This window comes from Candidatus Reidiella endopervernicosa, from assembly GCF_013343005.1.
Classification (GTDB): domain Bacteria; phylum Pseudomonadota; class Gammaproteobacteria.
The window spans coordinates 815,607-836,438 of sequence record NZ_CP054491.1 but is presented as its reverse complement, the minus strand read 5'-3'; the positions used below and the strand labels follow the sequence as shown (position 1 = coordinate 836,438).

Annotated in this window: 18 protein-coding genes; 16 read left to right on the top strand and 2 right to left on the bottom strand. The window is 56.9% G+C overall.

Annotation, left to right across the window (positions count from 1 at the left end; all coding sequences use genetic code 11):
* Positions 1-38: 38 nt before the first annotated feature.
* The 3 genes from hemH (at position 39) to HUE57_RS04725 (ending at position 2,942) form a co-directional block, all read left to right on the top strand.
* Positions 39-1,058: a ferrochelatase gene (gene hemH, locus HUE57_RS04735; protein WP_078482037.1), complete on the top strand. Its 1,020-nt coding sequence runs from the start codon at positions 39-41 to the stop codon at positions 1,056-1,058.
* Positions 1,033-2,007 (top strand): YbgA family protein, encoded by a 975-nt coding sequence (locus tag HUE57_RS04730; RefSeq protein ID WP_078482036.1) that lies wholly within the window; start codon positions 1,033-1,035, stop codon positions 2,005-2,007. The genes hemH and HUE57_RS04730 overlap by 26 nt, the downstream gene beginning before the upstream one ends.
* 71 nt (positions 2,008-2,078) lie before the next feature.
* Positions 2,079-2,942 carry an NAD(P)-dependent oxidoreductase gene (locus HUE57_RS04725; protein WP_174672810.1) on the top strand — a complete coding sequence of 288 codons (864 nt, stop codon included), beginning with the start codon at positions 2,079-2,081 and terminating at the stop codon, positions 2,940-2,942.
* Here the strand turns inward: HUE57_RS04725 and HUE57_RS04720 are convergent.
* A complete protein-coding gene (locus HUE57_RS04720; RefSeq protein ID WP_174672809.1) occupies positions 2,878-3,852 on the bottom strand; it encodes a fructosamine kinase family protein in 975 nt (324 codons plus the stop codon). The genes HUE57_RS04725 and HUE57_RS04720 overlap by 65 nt on opposite strands.
* Positions 3,853-3,861: 9 nt before the next feature.
* Complete coding sequence (locus tag HUE57_RS04715; protein WP_078482032.1) at positions 3,862-4,764, bottom strand: 5'-3' exonuclease; 903 nt, start codon at positions 4,762-4,764, stop codon at positions 3,862-3,864.
* Positions 4,765-4,982: 218 nt separating this feature from the next.
* On the opposite strand from HUE57_RS04715, the gene HUE57_RS04710 reads away from it, so the two are divergent.
* The 13 genes from HUE57_RS04710 (at position 4,983) to soxB (ending at position 20,679) form a co-directional block, all read left to right on the top strand.
* Complete coding sequence (locus tag HUE57_RS04710; protein WP_078482031.1) at positions 4,983-6,962, top strand: NAD(P)-binding protein; 1,980 nt, start codon at positions 4,983-4,985, stop codon at positions 6,960-6,962.
* Positions 6,963-7,673: 711 nt separating this feature from the next.
* Positions 7,674-8,228 (top strand): pyridoxamine 5'-phosphate oxidase family protein, encoded by a 555-nt coding sequence (locus tag HUE57_RS04705; RefSeq protein ID WP_078482029.1) that lies wholly within the window; start codon positions 7,674-7,676, stop codon positions 8,226-8,228.
* A 373-nt stretch (positions 8,229-8,601) separates the two neighbouring features.
* Complete coding sequence (locus HUE57_RS04700) at positions 8,602-10,809, top strand: primosomal protein N' (RefSeq protein ID WP_078482028.1); 2,208 nt, start codon at positions 8,602-8,604, stop codon at positions 10,807-10,809.
* A gap of 100 nt (positions 10,810-10,909) precedes the next feature.
* Positions 10,910-12,679, top strand: coding sequence for an arginine--tRNA ligase (argS, locus tag HUE57_RS04695; RefSeq protein ID WP_078482027.1), 1,770 nt, complete (start codon positions 10,910-10,912; stop codon positions 12,677-12,679).
* Complete coding sequence (locus HUE57_RS04690; RefSeq protein WP_078482026.1) at positions 12,676-13,296, top strand: SPOR domain-containing protein; 621 nt, start codon at positions 12,676-12,678, stop codon at positions 13,294-13,296. The genes argS and HUE57_RS04690 overlap by 4 nt, the downstream gene beginning before the upstream one ends.
* 29 nt (positions 13,297-13,325) lie before the next feature.
* Positions 13,326-15,482: a PhnD/SsuA/transferrin family substrate-binding protein gene (locus HUE57_RS04685; protein WP_236725580.1), complete on the top strand. Its 2,157-nt coding sequence runs from the start codon at positions 13,326-13,328 to the stop codon at positions 15,480-15,482.
* Positions 15,479-16,084 (top strand): response regulator FixJ, encoded by a 606-nt coding sequence (gene fixJ / locus HUE57_RS04680; protein ID WP_078482025.1) that lies wholly within the window; start codon positions 15,479-15,481, stop codon positions 16,082-16,084. The genes HUE57_RS04685 and fixJ overlap by 4 nt, the downstream gene beginning before the upstream one ends.
* Before the next feature lie 213 nt (positions 16,085-16,297).
* Positions 16,298-16,723 carry a SoxXA-binding protein gene (locus HUE57_RS04675; protein ID WP_236725579.1) on the top strand — a complete coding sequence of 142 codons (426 nt, stop codon included), beginning with the start codon at positions 16,298-16,300 and terminating at the stop codon, positions 16,721-16,723.
* An 18-nt stretch (positions 16,724-16,741) separates the two neighbouring features.
* Positions 16,742-17,140 (top strand): sulfur oxidation c-type cytochrome SoxX, encoded by a 399-nt coding sequence (gene soxX / locus HUE57_RS04670; protein WP_236725578.1) that lies wholly within the window; start codon positions 16,742-16,744, stop codon positions 17,138-17,140.
* 27 nt (positions 17,141-17,167) lie between these two features.
* Positions 17,168-17,641 (top strand): thiosulfate oxidation carrier protein SoxY, encoded by a 474-nt coding sequence (soxY, locus tag HUE57_RS04665; RefSeq protein WP_174672808.1) that lies wholly within the window; start codon positions 17,168-17,170, stop codon positions 17,639-17,641.
* 31 nt (positions 17,642-17,672) lie between these two features.
* Complete coding sequence (soxZ, locus tag HUE57_RS04660; protein WP_174672709.1) at positions 17,673-17,987, top strand: thiosulfate oxidation carrier complex protein SoxZ; 315 nt, start codon at positions 17,673-17,675, stop codon at positions 17,985-17,987.
* Positions 17,988-18,013: 26 nt separating this feature from the next.
* Entirely contained in the window at positions 18,014-18,847 is an 834-nt protein-coding gene (gene soxA, locus HUE57_RS04655; RefSeq protein WP_078484129.1) for a sulfur oxidation c-type cytochrome SoxA, read from the top strand.
* Positions 18,848-18,939: 92 nt separating this feature from the next.
* Positions 18,940-20,679, top strand: a complete 1,740-nt coding sequence (gene soxB, locus HUE57_RS04650; RefSeq protein ID WP_078484130.1) for a thiosulfohydrolase SoxB — start codon at positions 18,940-18,942, stop codon at positions 20,677-20,679.
* Positions 20,680-20,832: the final 153 nt, after the last annotated feature.

Genomic DNA, 20,832 nt, shown 5'->3' with positions numbered 1-20,832 from the left:
GTTATACTGTTCGACAAACATCTGTTACGAGTGACCTCATGAAGCGCAACGCGCAACGCATTGGCATCCTTTTATCTAACCTCGGCACACCCGATGCACCCACACCTGATGCACTTCGACGCTACCTTGCCGAGTTCCTCTCTGACCATCGCGTTATCGACCTGCCCCGCTGGAAATGGTGGCCAATACTGCACGGAATCATTCTGCGTGTCCGGCCTCAAAAGGTCGCTAAGGCCTATGCCGACATCTGGACCGACAACGGTTCACCGCTACTGCACACCACGAACCTGCAGGCCAAGGCACTCCAACAGCAACTCGATAACCACCACCCCGACACCTTTGAGGTCATCGTCGGCATGCGTTACGGCAACCCCTCGATCGCCTCGGCGTTACAACAGTTTCACAGCAGCGGTATTGAGCGCATCGTCGTACTACCGCTCTACCCGCAATACTCCGCCGCCACCACCGCCAGTACCTTTGATGCGGTGAGCGGTGAACTGCAGCAGTGGCGTCACATCCCTGCACTCCGCTTTATCGATAGTTATGCGACTCACCCCGGCTATATCAATGCACTTGCAGCAAGCGTTAACAAACATCTGGAGCAGCATGGTCAATCCGACAAACTTTTGATCTCATTCCACGGCCTACCTGCGCGTTACTGCGAAGCGGGTGACCCCTATGATCAGCAGTGCAAGGCCACGGCCACAGCACTTGCAGAGGCTCTATCTCTCAATAGCGAACAGTGGCAGATGAGCTTCCAGTCGCGCTTTGGCAACGAGCCGTGGTTACAGCCCTATACCGACGAGACACTCAAGGCCTGGGGAGCCTCCGAGATCGACAGCGTTACCGCCATCTGCCCCGGTTTTGCTGCCGACTGCCTAGAGACCGTTGAGGAGATCGCGGTGGAGAATCGTGACTACTTCCTGGGCGCAGGTGGCAAACAGTTCAGCTACATTCCCGCCCTTAATGCTGAACCGGCACACATCGACGCGCTCACCGACATCGTGCTGCAGCACAGCGGCGGCTGGATTGATGACAATCTCGAGCAACCTCGATAACACCGTGAACACTCGCATCACACTCGGCATCAGCGCCTGCTTGCTGGGTGAGAAGGTGCGCTACGACGGCCATCACAAGTACAACGGCTACATTGTCGAGACACTCGGCGCACACTTTGATCTCTCCCCCTTCTGTCCCGAGGTGGCTGCTGGCCTGGGTGTGCCTCGCCCCACCATCCGCCTGGTAGGAAAACCTGCTACACCACAGGCCGTCGGCACGCTCGATCCTAACCTCAACGTCACCAACAAGCTCGAACGACTGGGCAGACGCACCGCTCGAGAAATGAAGTCGATCAGCGGCTACATTCTCAAGGCACGATCACCTAGCTGCGGCATGGAACGCGTATCGGTCTACCCGCCCAAAGGCCCCGTAGTAAAAAAGGGGGTGGGGCGTTTCGCCGCCAAACTGATGGAGAGCAATGCTCTGCTACCGATTGAGGAAGAGGGACGCCTCAATGATCCCGAGCTGCGCGACAACTTCATTGAACGGGTCTTCGCCTATCAGCGCTGGCAGCAACTCAATAGTCGGCGCCTCACGCCAAAGCGACTGAGCGAATTTCATGCCGCACAGAAACTCTGCCTGATGGCGCACAGTCCACAGGCCTACCGCCAGCTTGGACAACTGATATCCAGCGCTAGCACTCAACCACTTTCCACCCTGAAACAGACCTATGCCACCGGATTGATGGATGCGCTGAACAAGCGTGCCACCCCAGCCAAACACTGCAACGTGATGCAGCACATCCTGGGCTACCTGAAAAAGTCGATTGATGCCGAGGACAAACAAGAGCTACTTGAGCTCATTGATGCATTTCGTCAGGGCCAATCAACCCGCGCTGCGCCGCTCACCCTACTTCGCCACCACTTCCGTAAACATCCCAACGGCTACATCCGGCAGCAGCACTATCTCTTTCCGAGCCCTGACGAATCGATACTACGAGGCCTCTAGCTCAAAGCTACCCAGCCGGCTAATCGGGTATCATCCCTTCCATTCAGATATTTAGATTGAGGAGAGTCGCAGTGCATATCGCATTTATCGGAACAGGCCTGATGGGCAACCGAATGGCCAAACGACTGATTGAGAGCGGCCACCATCTGATCGCCTATAACCGTACAGCGGAACGCACCACCCCACTCAAGGAGGCGGGCGCTGAGGTTGCTGCCACCGCTGCCGATGCGATAAGCAGCGCTGAGGTCGTCATAACCATGCTGACTGATGCCGAGGCGATCGAGTCGATGCTACTCAATCAGGACACACACACCGCGCTCAGTGGCAAGACCATCATCCAGATGGCCACCATCGCGCCGCAGCAGAGCCGTGACCTGCAAGCCGCCATTGAGGCCGCAGGCGGCCGCTATCTCGAATCTCCGGTTCTCGGTAGTCTGCCCGAGGCCGAAGCCGGCACGCTGATCCTGATGGTCGGTGCCACCCCCGAGCAGTTTAAACAGTGGCAGCCTCTACTCACCATACTCGGGAGCAATCCGCGCCTGATCGGGCCTGTCGGTCATGCCGCCGCAATCAAGCTGGCGATGAATCAGCTCATCGCCTCGCTCACCGCTGCCTTCTCCCTCAGCCTGGGTTTTGTTCAGCGCGAAGGGTTAAACATCGATAGCTTTATGGAGATCGTGCGCGAGAGCGCCCTCTATGCGCCCACCTTCGACAAGAAGCTCGACAAGATGCTCAGCCGTAACTTCAGCAACCCCAACTTTCCGGTGCAGCACCTGCTCAAAGATGTCGACCTGTTTCTCGACGAAGCCAACCAGATTGGCCTTAACACTTCGATTCTTGAGGGTGTGCGGCCATTAATTGAGCAGGCGCTCAACTGTGCCGGCGAAGCAGAAGACTACTCAGCACTCTATAAATCTGTGAACCCACTTCACTAATAGTTAAAGGTAATACGGTAGCGCCGTGATCAACTGATCTCGGACGCAGCCGGTCCAACATCGACTCGGCCTGCCCCAGGTAGCCGCTACCGAACATATTGAAGTGATTGATGATGTGGTAGAGGTTGTAGAGGGTTTTGCGCACCGAATAGCCGGGGTCGATCGGCCACGCCTCGTGATAGGCATCGTAGAAGGTGGGACCAAAGCTGCCGAATAACTCGCTCATCGCCAGATCCGCCTCACGATCACCGAAGTAGACCGCCGGATCGAAGATCACCGGCACACCGTGGCTATCGATCGCGTAGTTACCCGACCAGAGATCGCCGTGCAGCAACGAGGGCTGTGGAGTGTAATCGTTGAAAAAGGCATCAAGACCCGCCATTAGCCTCTCACCCTTTTCCGAGAGTGCATGCGCACCCTTCCTTGCGGCCAGATCAATCTGATAGCCCAACCGCCGGTCACGGTAGAACTCAATCCAACTCTCCATCTCACTATTGGGCTGATGGGTAGCACCGATGGTGTTATCGCGATACCAGCCAAACCTATCCTGTGTGGTGTGGTGCATCGCCGCCAGCTCACGTCCAAAGCGCGCCATACTGTCACGCCCATCACGCCCCATCTCGATGTTCTCCATCACGATATAGGCCGAACCCGACTCAATACCGGTGCAGAGCGGCTTAGGCACGTGCACCGTATTACTAGCGACCAGTTCATCCAGCCCGGCCGCCTCTGCCTCGAACATCGGTAGCCGGTCGGCACTGTTGGTTTTGACAAACCAGCTGCTGCTTTCACCCTTTAAACGACTGGCGCTATTGATACAGCCACCACCGATGGCGTGTTCACCCTGTAGCTTGAACGGCTCCCCGCTCTCCTCAGCAATGCGAAGTGCAATCTTTTGCCACAGCGACATCGAAGAACCCTATAGGTGACGTGAGGCAAGACAACGCTCACCCAGATAACGATCAAAGTTGTGGAACTCACAGAAGGTCTCAAGCGCCTCCTGATCGAGCTCCTTGCGTTCCAGATTTTCAGGCGCTCCTTCGATCGGCGCATCGGTGGCGATGGCGGTGAGCTGGCGTGAGATCAGCGCCATCTCCCGGTGCTCCTGCAGTAGCTGCTTCACCCGTTTAGCACCACGAATGGAGAAGAACTCCACCTCATCAAGCCGCTCATAGATCTCATCGAGCGAGCCGAGCCGCTCCAGTAACGCCTCTGCAGTCTTGCGCCCCACCCCCGGCACACCGGGAATGTTATCGACCGCATCACCCGCCAGCGCCAGCAGATCAATGATCTGGTGCGCCTCGGCACCATACTGTGCCTTCACCTCGCTGTGGCGAATCTTCTTATCGTTGGCGAAGTCCCACATCACGTCGCGTTCAGCGAGCAGCTGACTCAGATCCTTATCACGACTGACAATTGCGGTACGAAATCCGTGCGGGCGCATCTTGATCGCCAGAGTGCCGATCAGATCATCCGCTTCGTAGATATCGCTGGCGTAGGTTGTCATCCCCATTAATTCAGCTAGTTTGCGGCACGCCTTCATCTGCCGCTCCAGCTCGGGCGGTGGCGGCTCACGATTGGCCTTGTAGGCGGGATAGATCTGGTTACGGAACGAGGTCAGCAGACTCTCATCGAAGGCGACACCGATATGTCGGGGACGCGCCCGCTCCAGCAACTGGCATAAAAAGGTCGCAAAACCGTGTACCGCATTGGCCGAGTGCCCCTGTTCGTCGAAGAGGTCATCGGGATAGGCGTGCCAGGCACGAAAGATGTAGACGCTGGCGTCGACCAGAAAGAGCCACTTGTCTTGGGATTTTGCCATCGGCGCACCCTACCCCGAAGCTTTTTTCGAGACAAGCGACTCAGCATTGAATACCCACACTCATCCAGCCATAGACGAATCGCCAAGAAATCCTAAAATGGTAAGGATTTCGCAGATCTAAACGATTTGCGCCTAGCCCAAAAGATATATAAAGTATTCGACCCATTTGGGCGATACTTAGCCTCCATTAACGTACACAACTACAGGTTTTCAGCGCTATGACGGACAAGACTCTTAACTTCCGCCGCTACGAAGATGGCGATCAATCACCACGCACCTGGTCTGAAGAGATCTTCCAGGCGAGCTGGAGCCACAAGTGCCCGACCTATGTGCACAAAACCCCACCCTGTCAGGGTAGCTGCCCCTCGGGCCACGACATCCGTGGTTGGCTGAGTATCGTTCGTGGTATCGAGAAGCCTGCGGGTGATATGAGCTGGCAGGAGTACGCCTTCCGCCGTGCCACCGACTCCAACCCTTTCCCCGGCATCATGGGTCGAGTCTGCCCAGCACCGTGTCAGGATGGCTGTAACCGCAACGAGGTCGAAGACTTTGTCGGCATCAACTCGGTTGAGCACTACCTCGGCAACTACGCACTTGAGAACAACCTGACCTTCAGCAAGCCCGATAGCGAGACTGGTAAGAAGGTCGCGATCATCGGTGGCGGACCTGCCGGTATGGCAGCAGCCTTCCAGCTGCGCCGCAAGGGCCACGGCGCCACCATCTTCGACGACCACGTCGAGCTGGGCGGCATGATGCGCTACGGCATCCCGGGCTACCGTACCCCGCGTAACGTGCTTGATGGCGAGATCAAACGCATCATCGACATGGGTGTTGAGACCCGTATGGAGACTCGCATCGGTCGTGACGTCACCATGGAAGAGATCGAGAAAGAGTTCGACGCCATCCTGATCACCATCGGCGCTCAGTCAGGCCGCGGCCTGCCAGTCCCTGGCGGTGACGCCTCCAACTGCGTATCCGGCGTCTCCTTCCTCTCCGCATTCAACCACGGCCGCTTGCAGCACGTCGGCAAGAAGGTTGTGGTTGTCGGTGGTGGTGATACCGCCATGGACGTTGTCTCCGTTGCCCGCCGTCTCGGCAACATCACCAACGTCCACGAGAACGACCGCCCTGAGAATGTCATCCTCGGTCAGACCGCACACGATGTTGCTACCGTCGCCACCAAAGAGGGCGCCGAGGTGCAGCTGGTCTACCGTCGCCCGGTCGACAAGATGCCTGCAGCCAAGCACGAGGTTGTGGCGGCTGAGAACGAAGGTGTCACCATCACCGGCAGCCTCAACCCCGTCGAGGTCGTACTCGACGCGGATGGTCGCGCCAAGGCACTACGCGTTGTACGTGTTGAGTGGAACGGCAACGAATCCAGCATCGTTGAGGGTTCCGAAATGGATATCGAGGCCGACCTGATCGTTGGCGCGATCGGCCAGACCGGTGATCTATCCGGCATGGAAGATTTCAATAATGGTCGTGGCCTGATCGACTCCGACAGCAACTTCCAGGTTAAGGGCAAGGAGGGGCTGTTTGTCGCAGGCGACATCATCCGTCCTCACCTGTTGACCACTGCGATCGGCCAGGCGTCAGTCGCCGTCGATAGTATCGACCACTACCTGAACAAGCAGGAGATGGTTAAACGTCCCAAGGTTGATGTACACCACTTCGATCTGATGATGAAACTCGAAGAGACTGACCATACACCCGCTAATTTTGAGGCTGCTGGCCGCGAAGAGGTCTCCAAGGAGGAGGGCTTTGCCAAGGAGATCGATCTCGGCCTACGTGGCACCTCAGAGAACGATTGGGCGGTTCACAACTTCGAAGATCGCTCACGCTTTGAGATCATCCCTTCAAATGACCTCTTCCTTGGTCACTATGAAGAGACACCGCGCCACATTCGCAATGAGCTCGATGTGAACGCTGAGGAGGTTCTGGGACACTTCGAGGAGCGTCTGCAGCCACTGAGCGAAGAGGATGTTCGTGCTGAGGCCGATCGCTGCATGAGCTGCGGCATGTGCTTCGAGTGTGACAACTGCGTCGTCTTCTGCCCACAGGAAGCTGTGAAGAAGACCCCCAAGCAGGACTCCACCCTGGGTCGTTACGTCTACACCGACTACTCACGCTGTATCGGTTGCCACATCTGTGCCGACGTCTGCCCCACCGGCTACATCGAGATGGGCATGGGCGAGTAAGCGCTACCCGCACGACAAAAAAGGCCCCGAAAGGGGCCTTTTTTATTGCCTGCAATCTTCCTGTTAACCTCGCCCAGCACCGCCGCCCAAACCGTCTTCTGAAACATCCGCTGCTCTCGACGCTCACTCCACTTTTCACGAAGCGCCGCACGCTCATCGGCACTCATTCCCTGCCAACGCCTTACGCAACGCATCACAACGCACCTGTGGGAGCCTTGTTTAGCGGTTCTAGCCATAACGAAGTGCAGTAAGCTCTTCTGAGGTCAGGTTACGGAAACGCTGCATACGCTCACGTATTGTTGCCTCACGCTCCAGCTCCCGTGACGGCTCGGGGTGCTCGGGTCGGGCTGCAGCTCCAACCAATCCTCAGCAGTCAAATCTTCCCCACTGCCTCTGCATGTACGGCGCGACGGTCAAGACGGGCATCAATACATTCCCCTTTACGATCTAGGTGCTTATCGACTCACTTACCACGTAACTCAATCCACTGACCCTGGGTCAGATCATCTGCCGACACACTCATCGGACCGATCACCGTAAGACCCAATACCACCGCCACAACACGCTTAATCTGTTTTATATTTACGATCCTTTTATTTGGTTACTTCACCCCCTTTAGCGCAGCTGATTGAGATCGGCTGACACACCTATCGACTTTTATTGGTGTTAGCATCTGAAAATCGTCAATAACCTAATATAAGGAATCGATCAATGGGAATGCATCATGAGATCTCACCCGAACTACAACAGTGGATTGAAGCTCAATCCCTCTATTTTGTCGCCTCGGCACCCCTGACCGAGGATGGTCATATCAATCTCTCACCGCGCGGTTACGACACACTGCGCATTACCGGCCCACTCGAGCTGGTTTTTCTCGACTTGACCGGTAGCGGTAACGAAACGGCGGCCCAACTGGCCGAGAATGGGCGCATTACCGTGATGCTCTGCGCCTTTAGCGGCGATCCCAAGATACTTCGCCTCTACGGCCGCGGTGAGGTGCTACTACCCGATAGCGGCGAATGGGACACTCTTCGCGGACTGTTTGATGAAGATCTTCCGGGGGTACGCCAAATCGTCCGTATCAGCGTCGACATGGTAAAGACCTCCTGCGGCTTCGGCGTACCGCTGATGGAGCCGGTTGGGGAGCGAAAAAAGCTGCTTGAGTGGGCTGAAAAGAAGGGAGAGAGCGGCATCCGTGAATATTGGCAGAAAAAGAATGCCGTCAGTATCGATAACCTGCCCGCGCAGGGCCGATCCCAGCCATAGTGACCAATAAAACACAAGCCTGAAATATGACTTTATGCACAAATAGGAGGAAGACGCTGTAAAAATACTGACAAACGCCCCTAGCCTCAACCAACGACTTAATAACACGCTATAACATATTGATATTATTAACATATGAAGAATTGATTAAAAAATAACCAATTTAACAAATATGCAACAATAGCGCTGCCTACACCCCCTTTGCCCCATTTCATCCACAAAGTTATCCACAGCTTTTGTGGACTAAACTGCGTTTTCTATATGGGTTAAACAGTTAGGTGATCTTTGTTAATAATTCACATGAGGTTTGCCCCCTAACTGGAGACAGATTCGCGCACCCATCGGCGCAAAAAAATGGTGTAGAGTAGCGCCCATGTCCGACCCCGCCGTGATCCTTCGAATCGCCGTCCCCACCCCCCTCTATCGTCTCTTCGACTATCTGCCACCCAAGGATTGCGATACCACGCAGCTTCAACCCGGTCTCAGGCTACAGATCCCCTTCGGTCGGACCAAGGTGGTCGGCCTGCTGGTCGAGGTTTCCGATGAGAGTGAATTCGAACTCAAGCGGTTGCGACGCGCCTATCATCTGCTCGACCAGGAACCGCTCTTTGATACCACGCTGCTCAAACTGCTGGTCTGGAGCGCCCACTACTATCACCACCCAATTGGTGAGGCACTCGCTACCGCCCTGCCAGTGCTGCTGCGCCAGGGTCATGCCGCTGAGGTGCGCGGTGAACAGCAGTGGCAGATAACCGATGCCGGCCTCAACAAGGATCCGCTGGAACTGAAACGTGCCCCACGGCAAGCCACGCTGCTTAATCGCCTCAAGGCCCATCCTGAAGGTGTGACCAGTGAGGCGCTCTCCGACCTGGAGGGTGACTGGCGCGGTGCACTGCGTGCCCTGATCAATAAAGGGCTGGTCGAGGTCAACGAGCGCCCCTGCCTTGAGGCAGCCGATAGCTCCGCCACGGCTTTGATCGATCTTAATTCGCTGCAACAGCAGGCGGTCGATGCGGTACTCGATGCCGGTAGCGGCTTTAACGCCTGGCTCCTGGAGGGGGTGACCGGTAGCGGCAAGACTGAGGTCTACCTGCATATGATCCGTGCCGTTATCGATCGTGGTGAGCAGGTTCTGGTACTGATCCCAGAGATTGGCCTTACGCCCCAGCTGGTCGAACGTTTTCGCCGTCTCGGTGTAGCGCTTGCGGTGCTCCACTCCGGTCTGAGTAACCGCGAACGCCTCTGCGCCTGGCTGGCCGCCAGCAGCGGCACTGCACCGGTGGTGATCGGCACGCGATCGGCGCTATTCACACCACTGGCGAGGCCGGGGCTCATTGTGGTCGATGAGGAGCACGACCTCTCCTACAAACAGCAGGACGGTTTCCGCTACCACGCCCGCGACCTGGCAGTACTGCGCGCCCGCCATCACAAGATTCCGATCGTACTCGGCACCGCCACCCCATCCCTGGAGAGCCTGCATAACCTCAACCAGCAACGCTACAAACGACTGCATCTTCCAGAGCGTGTCGGTAACGCCATCCATCCCAAGCTACGTCTGCTCGATGTTCGCAGCCTGCCGATGGAGGATGGCCTCTCACCACCGCTGCTCGAGTCGATACGCCACCACCTCGACAAGGGTGGTCAGGTACTGCTGTTTCTCAATCGCCGTGGCTTCGCCCCCACCCTCTTCTGCCACGACTGCGGCTGGATCGCTGACTGTCCGCGTTGTGACCATCACTACACCCTGCACCAGCGCGCCGTAGCGCTGCGCTGCCACCACTGCGACACCCACCGCCCGCTACCCGAACAGTGTCCCGACTGCGGTAGCCCCGATCTGCGACCACTGGGGCTCGGTACCGAACGGATCGAGACCGCACTCAGCAGTCACTTCCCCGAGGTCGGCCATGTACGTATCGACCGCGACACCACCCGCAATAAGGGGGCTATGGAGGAGAAACTGGCGCTGGCACATAGCGGTGAGGCGCGCATCCTGATCGGCACCCAGATGCTCGCCAAGGGACACCACCTGCCCGACGTCACCCTGGTGGCGATTCTCGATATCGACCAGGCGCTCTACGGTGCCGATTTCCGTGCCACCGAACGGATGGCGCAGCTGGTGGTTCAGGTCGCGGGGCGTGCCGGTCGTGCCGAACGTCCCGGCGAGGTAGTGATCCAAACCCACCACCCCGAGAATCCACTGCTCAACTCACTGCTAACCGACGGCTACGCACGTTTCGCTGAGGCAGCACTCGCTGAACGCAATCTCGCCGACCTGCCTCCCAACTGCCGTTATGCGCTGCTACGCGCCGACGCAACCGATAGTCAGGCCCCCTTCACCTTCCTCGAGCGCGCACGTGAGCTTGGCAGTGCCTACGGTATTAACGAGGTCATGCTACTCGGCCCGATTCCGGCTCCGATGCCACGCCGCGCCGGACGTTATCGAGCCCAGCTGCTGCTGCAGGCCTCCGATCGCGCTCCGCTACAGCAGTTACTCACCGGCCTGATTCCACAGCTGGAGAGTGAGAAGAGCGCCCGCAAGGTACGCTGGTCGATCGATATCGACCCGATGGAGATCTTCTAGAAGCGGCATTGAGTGCTGCAAACCGATTTCAAAGCCTCGACCTGCACGGTAGAATGGCGCAACTTTTTCACGCACCACTCAGAACCAGCGGATATTCGACTTGAAACAGCAGATCAAACAACTCGTAGAACAGGCACTGGCGCAGATGAAGGCCGACGACCTGCTCCCTGCCGACACCCAGCCCCAACTCCACATCGAGCGCACCCGTGACCGCAGCCACGGAGACTTTGCCAGCAATGTAGCAATGACCCTGGCCAAGGCGGCGCGTCGCAAACCTCGTGAGATTGCCGAGCTGCTGGTCGAGCGTCTGCCTGAATCCGCCGGTGTGAAGAGGGTCGATATTGCTGGTCCCGGTTTTATTAACTTCACCCTCGCCGCCGATGCCTACCACACCGTGGTTGGTGAGATCATGCAGCAGAGCGAGCAGTACGGTCGCAGCACCATCGGTGAAGGAAAATCGGTACAGGTCGAATATGTCTCTGCTAACCCCACCGGCCCGCTGCACGTCGGTCACGGTCGAGGCGCCGCCTACGGCGCCACTGTCGCCGATCTGCTCGAAGCGGTCGGTTTTTCGGTTCACCGCGAATACTACGTTAACGATGCCGGACGACAGATGGACATCCTCGCCACCAGCGTCTGGCTACGCTACCTGTCATTGGCTGGAGTCGAGTTCGAATTCCCCGCCAACGGCTACAAGGGTGAGTATGTCTGGGATATCGCCGCCACCTTGCACCGCAACCACGATAACAGGCTGGCCCATCCTGCCGAGACGGTGTTTGATGGCGTCCCTGCTGACGAACCCGCCGGTGGCGACAAAGAGACCCACATCGACGGCTTGATCGCCCGCGCCAAAACGCTGCTGGGCAAGGCGCGCTACCGCGAGGTGTTCGACCTCGGCCTCAGCACCATCCTCGATGACATTCGTGCCGACCTTAAGGGGTTTGGCGTTAAATATGAGGAGTGGTTCTCGGAACGCTCACTGGTCGAATCGGGCAAGGTCGACGAGGCGATCGAACAGCTGAAAAAATCGGGTCATGTCTACGAAAAGAAGGGGGCACTCTGGTTCCGCTCCACCGAGTTCGGTGATGAGAAGGATCGTGTCGTGGTCCGCGACAATGGCATTAAGACCTACTTCGCCTCCGATATCGCCTACCACTGGCACAAACTCGACCGCGGCTTCGACCGCGTCATCGATATCTGGGGTGCCGATCACCACGGCTATGTACCACGGGTAAAGGCAGCACTGACCGCAATGGGCGACAAGGAGGATGCCGACAAACTCGATGTGCTGCTGGTGCAGTTCGCCAGCCTCTTCCGCGGCGGAGAGAAGGTACAGATGTCGACTCGCTCCGGCTCCTTCGTCACCCTGCGCGAACTGCGCCAGGAGGTCGGCTCCGATGCGGCACGCTTCTTCTACGTGATGCGCAAATGCGAGCAGCACATGGACTTCGACCTCGATCTGGCCAAGTCGCAGAGCAACGACAACCCGATGTACTACATCCAGTACGCCCACGCCCGCGTCTGCAGCGTGCAGCGTCAGCTAACAGAGAAAAAACTGGAACGCGATGAAGCACGCGGTGCATCCAATCTGCACCTGCTGCACGAGCCACACGAGGAGAGCCTGATGGTCGCCCTGTCACGCTACCCCGAGTTGGTCGAGGGCGCGGCACTCAGCCACGAGCCACATCAACTCGCCCACTATCTGCGTGAGCTGGCCAATGAGTTCCACACCTACTACAACGCCCACCCGTTTCTGATTGAGGATCAGCCTGAGCTACGCGATGCGCGCCTCAATCTGATCAGCGCCACCCGCCAGGTGCTGGCCAATGGTCTCAATCTGCTCGGCATCTCTGCGCCGGAGAGCATGTGAGTACCCAGCGCGACTTCAAAAACGCCGGCAGCGGCGCAAACAAACCGAAGCCACGCAAACGCGCCGCACCGAAAAAAAGCGCTGCCTCCGGTAAACCGGCAGGCCGTTCTGCACCTGGCTGGCTGTGGTTGGTTGCTGGCCTGCTGATAGGACTGTTGGTCGCCGGTCTGGTCTATCTGAAGCAGAATCCAACCGATAACAAACCCGTCGCCAGCTCAACAAACAAGCCCGCTGCAGTTAAAAAGCCGGTTAAGAAGGCTGCACCGAAACCGGTTGATGAGTCACCCCGCTTCGACTTCTACGACATGCTGCCGGAGATGGAGGTTGAGGTGCCACGTGAGGCGCCAGCGACCAGCAGCACCAAATCGGACCAACCTACTGCCCGCTACGTGCTGCAGGTCGGCTCCTTCCGCACCCTGAAACAGGCCGACAGCCTGAAGGCAAAACTGGCGTTTCTTGGCTACCAAGCGACGATCCAGACCGTTACGGTGAACAATAATTCAACCTGGCACCGCGTCCACCTTGGCCCCTACACCGGTCGTAAAGAGCTCAACAAGGTGCGTGCCAAGCTGTGGGAAAACAAGATCAACACCGTGCCGATGCGCATCAGCAACTGATCGGCACAACTCCGCTACAATAGACCGCAATGCCAACAAGATTAACAACATGGCTACTCCTGCTCGCAACTGCGCTCCTGCCGACCATCAGCTCGGCAGCGGACTGGATTCGCATCGGCGTACTCAGCCATCGCGGTGATGCTGCCACACTGCAGACCTGGTCGCCCACCGCTGACTATCTCAACGCCACTCTGACCGACTACTTCTTTGAGATCGTACCGCTCAACTTCGACCAGGTTGAACCGGCAGTCGATAGCGGCGAGGTCGACTTTGTACTGGTCAATCCCGGCATCTACGTCAACCTCGAGGTACGTCACCGCGTCACCCGTATCGCCACCCTCAACAACCGTCGTAATGGTGTCCCCTACAATCTCTTCGGCGGTGTCATCTTCACCCGTAGCGAACGAGACGATATCGAATGGCTCTCCGATCTGGTCGGTAAGCGATTTATGGCGGTCGATCGCACCTCGCTGGGTGGCTATCAGATGGCGTGGCGCGAACTGCGTGGACAGGCCATCGAACCCCAAATCGACTTCGAAGATCTCTCTTTCGCTGGCACCCACGATAAGGTGGTGATGGCGGTGCGCAATGGTGAGGCCGACGCCGGTACCGTGCGTACCGACATTCTGGAGCGTATGGCACGTCAGGGGACGATTAACCTGAATGAGTTTCGCGTCCTCAACCCTAAACAGGATGCCGACTTCCCCTTCATCCACAGCACCCGCCTCTACCCGGAGTGGCCCTTTAGTAAAGTACGCCACATCTCAAACCAGCTGGCACAACAGGTCGCCGTGGCGCTGCTTAAAATGCCTGCCGATCACCCGGCTGCCGACAAGGGCGACTACTCCGGCTGGACCATCCCACTCGACTACCAGCCGGTGCATGACCTGTTTAAGGAGTTAAAGCTCGCACCCTACGATGAAACGAGCCGTTTCACCCTGCTCGATGTACTGCGCTACTACTGGAAGTGGGTCGTGGTCGGCACAATCGTTGCGCTGGCACTGCTCTTTATGAGTAGCTGGGTCTGGCAGCTCAACCGTGAACTGAAAAAGGCACAGCGTTTTCTCGAGCACAAACACGACCTGATTCTCAACTCGGTCGGCGATGGCATCTACGGGGTCAATCTGGAGGGCAACTCCACCTTTGTTAACCGTGCGATGGAGCGTATTACCGGCTGGAGCGCCGAGGATCTGATCGGCCACAATCAGCACGAACTGCTACACCACACCCGCGCCGATGGCTCAGCATTCCCCGGTATAGAGTGCCCCGTCTACCACACCTTCCGTGACGACATGCCGCGTTTTGTCGCCGAGGATATCTTCTGGTGTAAGGATGGCCAAAGCCTGCCGGTCGAGTACAGCAGCACCCCGATCAAGGACACGCACGGTGCCACGGTCGGCGCAGTAGTGGTATTTCGTGATATTACCGAGCGCAAAGAGGCCGCCGAGGAGCTGCGCCAGCACCAGGCGGAGTTCGCCCATATCGCACGTGTCAGCACCATGGGTGAGATGGCCTCGGGTATTGCCCACGAGATCAACCAGCCACTGGCAGCCATCGCCAACTACACCCGCGCCTCGATTCGCATGCTCGAATCGGGCAAGGGCGATATCGAGCAGATCACCGAGATCATGACTCGGGCTGCCAATCAGGCCGATCGTGCCGGCGAAATCATTCGCCAACTTCGCAACTTCATTCGCAAGGAGACGCCGGAGCGTAGCCGTGTCGATATCAATAACCTGGTGCGCGAAGTAGCGGTATTGATCGGTCCAGAAGCGAACAAAAGCCGTGTCACCATCGACCTCAACCTACAGTCCGAGTTACCCCCCGTGCATGCCCACGCAATCCAGGTCGAACAGGTGGCACTCAATCTGGCACGCAATGCGATTGAGGCGATGGCAGAGAGTGATGCATCCACCCGCCAGCTCACCATCACCACCGCACCCGGTGATGACAAGACACTCTCGGTGAAGGTTTCAGATACTGGCCCTGGCATTACCGCCGAGGCGCAGGAGCAGCTATTCGATCAGTTCTTCACCACTAAACCACGCGGTATGGGGCTGGGTCTCTCGATCAGTCGTGGCATTATCGAAGCACATGAGGGTCGGCTCTGGGTCGAGACCAATGTTGCGGCCGGTACCACCTTCTCCTTTATCCTGCCCACTGCTGAGAGTGAGGAAACACTATGAGTAATGAAGCGACAGTATTTATTGTCGATGACGATGAGGCAGTACGCGACTCGCTGCAGTGGCTGATGCGTTCGGTGGGGCTGGCGGTAGAGACCTTCCCCTCCGCCAACGACTTTCTTGAGGGTTACGAGCGCGAGCGCTCCGGCTGCCTGGTACTCGACATCCGCATGCCCGGTATGGGTGGTCTCGATCTGCAGGAACAACTCGCAGCTGAACAGGTCAGGCTACCGGTCATCTTTATAACAGGACATGGCGATGTGCCGATTGCGGTACGCGCACTCAAGGCGGGTGCCGTCGATTTCATCGAAAAGCCATTTAAGGATCAGGCACTGCTCGATAGTGTGCAGCGCGCCATCGCACTCGATGAGGAGCAGCGCCACGAAACGGGGCTGCAGGCTGACATCTCAGCACGCCTCAAACTGCTCACGCCACGTGAACGTGAGGTGATGGAGATGGTTGTCCACGGCAGCGCCAATAAGGTGATCGCCATTGAGCTGGGTGTCACGCAAAAGACCGTCGAGGCGCACCGCGCCAAGGTGATGGAGAAGATGGAGGCGCGCTCTCTCTCCGAACTGGTACGCATGCGTCTTTCAGTAGACTAATCAGCACTACCCCAGAACGAGTAATTGACCTATTAACTATGGGTTAGGGAAACCCCTAACCCCTCTCGCTGCATTCCCCAATTTCAATCCCCCCCCTTCCAGACCAAACTCTGCATCGTGGAGCAATGTACAGAATTGCCCGTGCACTGCTCCAGATAACTAAATAAATGCACGGATGCTAAACACCAAAAAGGCTCATAGGAGGTACGTACCATGCAGAAGGTTGCTCTGATAGGCACAGTGCTCGCGATCATTATCCTGATTGCGATCTTTGCTACTCAGCAAAAAGAACCCGTTCAAACCACATCACCTGCCAAGCCGGCCGCAGAGGTCGCCAAGGTAGAACCCGCTCCAGCACCCGCTCCGGTCGCCATGAAGCCATCACCAGCTGCACCAATCGGTGCTACCGCTGCTGAGGCTATCGAGGCTGCCAAGGCTGCTGCTAAAAAGGCGGCTTCAGTGAAAGGTGAGTGGCGTGATACCGGCAAGATCATCAAGGGTGCTGTAAAGGCAGCTGAAGCCGGAGACGAGGCAAAGGCTATCAAGCTGGCGCACAAGGCACAGTTGCAGGGTGAGCTCGGTTATATCCAGGCTACCACCCAGACCAACATCACCACCCCATCATACCTTCAACAGTGATCAGTAGAGGAGATCGACATGCGTAAATCGATGAAACAGATCCTCGCAGCCAGCTGCCTGACCCTGTTGGGTAGTAGCGTAATGGCTGCCGAGACATTCACCAGCATCAGTGGTCAGGAGGTTCCGGTCGAGACTCAACTCGCTGCGGACATCAAGGCCGGCAAGAGCGTTTCCTTCAACCGTAAAAAAGGTAACTGCCTGGCGTGTCACGCCATTGAGGGCGGTGCCGCGGCGGGTACCATTGGACCACCGCTAATGCAGATGAAGATGCGTTTCCCAGACAAGGCGGTACTTCGTGCACAGATCGAAGATGCCACCCAGATGAATCCCAACACCATGATGCCTCCCTTTGGCGCTCATAAGATCCTGAGCGACAAGGAGATTAGTCAGATTGTTGAATTCATCTACTCACTCTAAATACAGCATTCTCGGAGCAGAACTATTATGACCGACAACAAGCGTAGAACTTTCCTTAAGGGCAGCCTGGCCGCTGGCACCGTTGGTGTCGCTGTAGGCGCTGGCCTGCTCGCCCCCCGTGCCGTCATGGCTGCATGGCCCAAGGCCGCTTTTGAAGCCAACGATTTCGGTGCGGCCATCTCTGGCGTCGCCGGTTCATCTGACGCCACCGATAGCGGTGATGTAAAGATCAAGGCACCTGACATCGCTGAGAATGGCGCTGTGGTTCCGATCACCGTCTCCACCTCTCTCCCCAACGTTGAATCGATCACCATCCTTTCAGCCAACAACAACACTCCGCTCTCTGCCAGTTTCAACCTGTCAGCCAGTGCCGAGGGTTTTGTCTCCACCCGTATCAAGATGGGTAAGACCTCTGATGTTGTCGCCGTCGTTAAATCCGGTGGCAAGCTCTTTAAGAGCAGCAAGAACGTCAAGGTCACCATCGGCGGTTGTGGCGGCTGATCATTCAACGAATTCTTTGAGGACATAGACAATGGCTAAGACAATCAAGGCACGCGCTAAGCTCAGCGGCGAGACCACCACCGTAAAGGCGCTCTTTACCCACATCATGGAGACCGGTCTGCGTAAAGACAAAAAGACCGGCAAGGTAATTCCTGCTCACTTTATTCAGGAAGTCACCTGCAGCCACGGCGGTAATACCGTACTGACTGCACTGTGGGGACCGGCGGTCTCTAAGAACCCCTACCTGTCGTTCAAGTTCAAGGGCGCAGCTAAGGGTGACAAGCTGACCATCAGCTGGGTCGACAACAAGGGCGGTTCCGACTCTGTCGAAACCGCAATCAAGTGATCACCACACCAGAAGGAGTGACTTCTATGAAAAAGAGAAGCATCAAACTGCTGGCAGCAGCAGCGACGCTACTCATCGCCCCGATGGTGTCTATCGCAGACCCGGCGGGTGACGTTGATACCTACCACAAGGTTATGAAAAAGAAATTCCCTGAGGTTCCAATGCAGGAGTACGCCAACGGCGTATACGCGATCGATGAGATCAAGCGTGCCAACTGGGAAGCGATTGAAGAGTTCCCTCCCTACGAGACCTTCATTGATGATGGTCAGGCTATCTGGGATAAACCTTTTGCCAACGGCAAGGGTTACAAGGACTGCTTCGAGAAGCCCGGCATCTACGGCGACTACCCTCGTTGGGACGCAGAGAAGGGTATGGTTACCACCCTCTCTCTGGAGATCAACAAGTGTCTAGAGGCCAATGGTGAGAAGCCAATGAAGTACGGCAAGGGCAAGATTGCCTCCCTGCTGGCCTACATGGCTTACGAGTCACGCGGTGTTGTCACCAACATTGAAGTACCTAACGATCCAGGCGCTATGGCGGCCTACGAGGATGGTAAGGAGTTCTACTTCAAGCGTCGTGGTCAGCTCAACTTCTCATGTGCAAACTGCCACATCCAGAGTGCTGGCATGAATATCCGTAGTGAGAAGCTGAGTCCTGCACTGGGTCACACCAGCCACTTCCCGGTTTACCGTTCGAAGTGGGGCGCACTCGGCACCCTTCACCGTCGTTTCAAGGGCTGCAACAAGCAGGTTCGTGCCAAGCCCTTCAAGATGCAGGGTGAAGAGTATCGCAACCTCGAGTACTTCCTGACCCACATGAGCAACGGTATTGTGCTCAACGGTCCAGGCGCACGTAACTAAAAAAAGCACTACCGGAGCAGCCCGACCCACCGGGGTCGGGCATCTCTGCTCCACTCCCTTACACACCACTAATTAAGAACCCCGGAGAAGCAATGAATCTCTCCCGTCGTGAATTCCTACAGATGCTCGCTGTTGCGGGTGTCTCAGGCTTTAACCTCTCTGCATGCGCCGAGACGCCAATCGTCTCTGGCCGCCCGAGTAAAGCCCCGGCAGACCTCTATGAGGTGCCCAATTTCGGTAATGTTTCACTGATGCACTACACCGACTGTCACGCTCAGCTGACACCGGTCTACTTCCGTGAACCCAACATCAACCTCGGTATCGGCTCGATGCGCGGTAATGCGCCGCATCTGGTCGGCGATGCCTTCCTCAAGACCTTCGGCATGCCTGCGGACGGTATCGAGGCGCACGCCTTTACCTACCTAAACTTTGAAGAGGCGGCCCGTACCTACGGCAAGGTCGGCGGTTTTGCCCACCTCTCTACTCTGGTTAAACGCATTCGGTCCAGCCGCCCCGGCTCACTGCTGCTTGACGGCGGTGACACCTGGCAGGGCTCAGCCACCTCACTCTTCACCAACGCACAGGATATGGTCGACGCGCAGAAGCTGCTCGGTGTCGACATCATGACCCCGCACTGGGAGATGACCTACGGTGCCGAGCGAGTCAAAGAGATTATCGAGAAAGATTTTGCTGGCCACATCGAGTTCCTGGCACAGAATGTCGTCGATAACGAATGGAATGAGGCGGTCTTCAGCCCCTACACCATCCGTGAAATCAACGGTGTACCGGTTGCCATCATTGGTCAGGCCTTCCCCTATACCCCGATCGCCAATCCACGCTACATGGTCCCTGACTGGAGCTTCGGCATCCGCGATGATCAGATGCAGGGTTATGTCGATGAGGTACGCGGCAAGGGTGCACAGGTCGTCGTCGTGCTGTCGCACAACGGTATGGATGTTGACCTGAAGATGGCTTCACGCGTCAGCGGTATCGATGCCATTTTCGGTGGCCACACCCACGATGCGGTACCGAAACCGATTACCGTGAAGAACCCAGGCGGCAAGACACTGGTAATGAACTCCGGCTCCAACAGCAAGTTCCTCTCAGTGCTCGACCTCGATGTACGCGATGGCAAGATCCAGGACTACCGTTATCGCCTGTTGCCAGTCTTCTCCAACCTGATCGAGCCCGATGCCGAGATGGCGGCCTACATTGAGAAGGTACGCGCACCGTTCAAGGAGCGTCTCGAAGAGCCACTGGCGATCTCCGACGAACTGCTCTATCGCCGTGGCAACTTCAACGGCACCTTCGATCAGCTGATCTGTGATGCACTGATGCAGGAGCTCGATGCCGAGATGGCCTTCTCACCCGGTTTCCGCTGGGGCACCTCGATTCTACCGGGTCAGACCATCACCTTTGAGGATCTGATGACCCAGACCGCCATCACCTACGCCGGTGTTACCCGTAGCGAGATGAGTGGTGATCAGGTGAAGATCGTGCTCGAAGATGTTGCTGACAACCTCTTCAACGAGGACCCCTACTACCAGCAGGGTGGTGACATGGTGCGCGTTGGCGGCCTCAAGTACGCCATCAACCCTAAAGAGAAGATTGGAAAACGCATCACAGACATGTCGATCAACGGCCGTGCCATTGAAGCCAACAAGACCTACTCGGTCGGTGGTTGGGCCAGCGTCGCCGCCCCTCTCGACAGCAAACCGGTCTGGGATGTGGTCGCCGACTACCTGCGTGCCAAGAAAACCGTTTCCATCAAGGAACTCAATGTCCCAACCATCAAGGGCATCGACAACAACCCTGGATACGAAACCATGTAACAGAACCGTTTGGTGAGTTGTTGCAATCCCCATTGCAACTATACTTTTGGGCCTCTTTTTGAGGCCCTTTTTTATGCGTTAAAGTATTTGATGCGCCACATCACACAGAGAGAGATCACCTTAGGGTCTGGCTTTTCGATTGGCCACAGGTAG

Bases quoted from the DNA above. Each gene is read 5' to 3' on its own strand.
- hemH (WP_078482037.1), top strand. From the start codon at position 39: ATGAAGCGCAACGCGCAACGCATTGGCATCCTTTTATCTAACCTCGGC.
- HUE57_RS04730 (WP_078482036.1), top strand. From the start codon at position 1,033: ATGACAATCTCGAGCAACCTCGATAACACCGTGAACACTCGCATCACA.
- HUE57_RS04720 (WP_174672809.1), bottom strand. From the start codon at position 3,852: ATGTCGCTGTGGCAAAAGATTGCACTTCGCATTGCTGAGGAGAGCGGG.
- HUE57_RS04715 (WP_078482032.1), bottom strand. From the start codon at position 4,764: ATGGCAAAATCCCAAGACAAGTGGCTCTTTCTGGTCGACGCCAGCGTC.
- HUE57_RS04710 (WP_078482031.1), top strand. From the start codon at position 4,983: ATGACGGACAAGACTCTTAACTTCCGCCGCTACGAAGATGGCGATCAA.
- HUE57_RS04705 (WP_078482029.1), top strand. From the start codon at position 7,674: ATGGGAATGCATCATGAGATCTCACCCGAACTACAACAGTGGATTGAA.
- HUE57_RS04700 (WP_078482028.1), top strand. From the start codon at position 8,602: ATGTCCGACCCCGCCGTGATCCTTCGAATCGCCGTCCCCACCCCCCTC.
- HUE57_RS04685 (WP_236725580.1), top strand. From the start codon at position 13,326: ATGCCAACAAGATTAACAACATGGCTACTCCTGCTCGCAACTGCGCTC.
- fixJ (WP_078482025.1), top strand. From the start codon at position 15,479: ATGAGTAATGAAGCGACAGTATTTATTGTCGATGACGATGAGGCAGTA.
- HUE57_RS04675 (WP_236725579.1), top strand. From the start codon at position 16,298: ATGCAGAAGGTTGCTCTGATAGGCACAGTGCTCGCGATCATTATCCTG.
- soxX (WP_236725578.1), top strand. From the start codon at position 16,742: ATGCGTAAATCGATGAAACAGATCCTCGCAGCCAGCTGCCTGACCCTG.
- soxY (WP_174672808.1), top strand. From the start codon at position 17,168: ATGACCGACAACAAGCGTAGAACTTTCCTTAAGGGCAGCCTGGCCGCT.
- soxZ (WP_174672709.1), top strand. From the start codon at position 17,673: ATGGCTAAGACAATCAAGGCACGCGCTAAGCTCAGCGGCGAGACCACC.
- soxA (WP_078484129.1), top strand. From the start codon at position 18,014: ATGAAAAAGAGAAGCATCAAACTGCTGGCAGCAGCAGCGACGCTACTC.
- soxB (WP_078484130.1), top strand. From the start codon at position 18,940: ATGAATCTCTCCCGTCGTGAATTCCTACAGATGCTCGCTGTTGCGGGT.